General features: G+C 46.8%; 2 protein-coding genes. One reads left to right on the top strand and one right to left on the bottom strand.

Features of this window, described 5'->3' with window-relative positions; genetic code table 11:
- Positions 1-57: 57 nt before the first annotated feature.
- Entirely contained in the window at positions 58-1,221 is a 1,164-nt protein-coding gene (locus OEM52_14365; GenBank protein MDK9701319.1) for a phosphopentomutase, read from the bottom strand.
- Positions 1,222-1,946: 725 nt separating this feature from the next.
- Between OEM52_14365 and OEM52_14360 the strand changes: the two genes are divergently transcribed.
- On the top strand, positions 1,947-3,871 hold a 1,925-nt coding region (locus OEM52_14360), incomplete at its 3' end, for a S8 family serine peptidase (GenBank protein ID MDK9701318.1).

The following is a 3,871-nucleotide window of genomic DNA, read 5'->3' as shown; positions in this document are numbered from 1 at the left end:
GTTCAACGATCTCTTTCAGTTTATCGCGGTTTGCTGAACCGATAACAATTTCCATGATTAGCGAAGAATCTCCTGCCAGAATGATTTTCCTTCGTGCCAATTGCTCAATTGAAACGCCTCAACGACCGAAGCTCCGAGATCAGCAAAAGATGCACGCACTCCAATATTAAAGTCATTCTTTAACATACTTCCAACTAACAAGAGAGGTACCCGTTCTCGGGAATGATCGGTTGATGGAGTTGTTGGGTCGTTTCCATGGTCGGCAGTGATTGCAAGTATATCCTGCTTACCAAGCAGTGCCAGTATCTCAGGTAATTGTTTGTCAAACTGTTCTAAGGCTGCAGCAAAACCCTCTTTATCATTACGGTGACCATACAACATATCGAAATCAACTAAGTTGGCGAATAAAAATCCTGTTTTACCAGAACGCATCCATTGCAAGATTGCTTGTACCCCTTCATCATTCGATTTAGTAAGGTGAAACTCGGTAAAGCCTTGTTGTGCAAACAAATCACTAACTTTACCCACTGAAGCGGTTGGAATACCTACTGTTTTCAAACGATCAATGATTGTCTCGCCATGGGGCGGAAGCGATTCGTCATGTCGATTTGGTGTCCGGTAAAATGATCCAGGATCTCCTAAGAACGGGCGCGCAATAATACGACCCACCGCATAGGGACCCGTCATCCACAATTGGCGTAGCTCCCGACAAATTCGGTACAGCTCCGGTAGGGGTACAATCGCTTCATGGGCAGCAATTTGTAAAACGGAATCTGCCGATGTATAGACAATCAAATCACCAGTCGTAACATGTTGTTCACCCAACTCTTTAATAATCTCGGTTCCCGAAGCTGCCTTGTTACCTAAGATGCCTCGTCCACTCACTCGACGGATTTCATGTAAAACCGTTTCAGGAAATCCTTCGTAGAAATATGGAAAAGGGGTTGATGTTACTAAACCAGCTAACTCCCAATGACCCGAAGTTGAATCCTTACCATCGGATTTCTCAGTGAGCGACCCATAAACATTACGTGCTGAAACGGGTTCAACTCCGTGAATTTTAGTCAAACATCCCAAGCCGAGTGATTGTAAATTTGGTAAATGCAATGGGATATATTCTGAGAGATTGCCAAGCGTATTTGACCCCTCATCACCAAAACGACCGGCGTCAGGTGCATCACCGACTCCGACTCCATCAAGTATTATTTGTATCCAACGCATTCTAAACTCCAGCCCGAAAGATAGCGCAAACCTGTTTTCGGGGCAAATCATATTAATGTAATACGGAGTTTGATGACATAGGTAGAGCTTTACCAGGAATGACTAACTCATTAGGAGAGAAGAGTGAATAGTCAAGTGTGAAGATAAATAAAGGAGTGCGATGATCAGACTCTGCAAGAAATGCACAATTTGCATACTACACAGTGCATCACAGCTTTTTCTTAGTGCATGAATTGCAGAGTTTCTGACTTAGGTTTCCCTATCCAACCTGACGAATAGCACCTAAAATACTAAATAACAACTCATTAGAAACTATTCATCAGTTTGGCACAGAGGTTGCCTATTAGTAGGGCGTTGTTGATTGTGTGTTTCGGTGTTGCAAAGGATGAGACGTTGTCGTTGTGTGGAGACGGATGGTCAGGTTATGATTTTGATGTATGAGGGTGATGGTCGGCCTCTCCCACCACGATAGAAACGTATGATGACCAAAAACTGATTTTATGAACCTGTGCGCGTAAAGGATGACTGAAAGGGCGATCTGGGAACAGGTCGCCCTTGATGTTTCCGTATGTATGAGATGATCTAAATCACATCACTTTTCTCACGACTCTCCTACTCCCTCATTGTTTCCCTGCTGTTTTTCGCTTTACTTACCAATAAGAGAGTTGCCTTGATTTTCCTCGATAGCTCGTTTTCACTGACATACTATACTTCCCGGAGTAAACATGAAATCTCTGCTTCGTTTTGTTATCGTGCTCTTTGTTGTAAAACTGAGTTTTGGCGCAGTTGCCACTCCGATGGTGATTGAGCAACGAGATAAAATATCTCCACTGACTGCCATCGTGATGAAAGCCGCGAGTAGCGGTTCAGACAAGCTTTCCAGTCTAACTACAACTGATGTTATAACCGGTGAAACTCTCGCTCCACTATTTGTGTACGGATCAGTATCGATCACAGACATCGAAGCGTTGGGAGGTAAAGTAGGTACGGTGTTTCATGATTGGAAAACTGTACAAATCCCGGTATCCAGAATCTCCGCGCTTTCCTCTCATCCAAGTGTACGTTTCATCGAATCGGCACCACCGGTATATCCACTGGATGCAATCTCGAACGCTGATACCAGCACCGGCGGCGGATTGTGGATCGGGAATGGCGCAGCAACAGCACACGGATTATATGACGGAACCGATGTAATCGTCGGAGTTATCGATGCCGGTACCGATTGGTCGCACCTTGATTTCCGTCGTGACGACAATACCGCGATTTCCCGGATCCAATACCTGTGGGATATGCCAGGTTCGATTACCGGTGGTAGAGTGCATCCGAGTGGTTTTTCTTATGGTGTTGAGTACACGAATGCTCATATCAATAATGAGATCGATGGTACTCCAGCCGGTTTTGTCACCAGTATGAAATCGAGCTCTTTCGCTCATGGTACTGCGACTGCATCGATTGCAGCGAGCGATGGTTCGGGTCACGTAAGCGGATTGGCAAAGGGAGTCGCTCCCGGTTCCGACTTGCTTATCGTTAGAACCCGGGGAACATCAGTATTGTCTTTTGCGACTGACTTGGTCGATGCAGTGAACTGGATGTTTCAAAAAGCGAATGCGTTAGGAAAACCTATCGTTATCAATATTTCCTTGGGGAGTCATTGGGGCGCTCATGATGGCTCGCGGGCAGATGAGGAGTACTTTTCCGCGCAAAGTGGAGCAGGGAAGATTATTGTTACAGCTTGTGGAAACAGTGGCAATTCCAATGTTCGTGCGATGGGAACGGTAGCCCCAAGTAGCAGTCAAACGGCGACCTTCAGCGTTGCCGCCAGTTGTGCAAACGCACTTTTTGATATCTGGCATCATGGCAGCGATGCATTTACGTTGCGAATCACCAGCCCCAGTGCTCAAGTATTCGATTATGTGAGTGGTACCGACGCAGAGGCAGTCTTTACCGGCAACGATACTGTCGATGTCTACAATGCCACCAACTCGTTAGGAACGCCGACTAATAGCGCTAAGCACATTGTTGTCGATATGTATGGTTCCTTAGGAAATTTCCTTGCCGCTGGTACTTGGACCTTTGAATATATTCGCACTGCGAACGGCGGGGATGGTGCATGGGACGCTTGGATGGTGAATTCAGGTACTGCAGTTGGTTTTACCTCACAAACATCGACCTCCAGGACGTTAACGATGCCGGGTACTGCCAGTGGTGCAATCTCAGTAGGTGCATATTACAGTGGTGGACAATACACCGACATGAATTCGAATAGCCGAGGCAGCGCTACAAACAATGGCTTGTTCTGGAGCGGTTCCTCGCGTGGTCCGACCAGAACCGGCGGCGAGAAGCCGGATATCATCGCAGCGACCAGTGTTCAGCGAGTCGCATTGCCAAGTACCATGGTGGTTAACGATACGTTGAAACTACCGGGCGGGCTGCATTACGTCGTGACATTAGGAACTTCGTATGCCGCTCCACAAGTAACCGGCGCTGTTGCACTCTTGCTCCAAAAATGGCCAACTTTGACTCCAGCTCAAGTGAAAACGAAGTTATTTGATGCTGCGAAGACAGATGCCCAGACCGGAGCAGAATGGAACGCAAATGCTGGAAACGGGAGACTGCATCTTGCGAATGCGCCGCAAGCTGCGGCTCAAAC

It is taken from the genome of bacterium, assembly GCA_030247525.1.
Taxonomy (GTDB): domain Bacteria; phylum Electryoneota; class JAOADG01; order JAOADG01; family JAOADG01; genus JAOTSC01.
The sequence above is the reverse complement of the archived record's forward strand: the minus strand, read 5'-3'. Positions and strand labels throughout refer to the sequence as shown.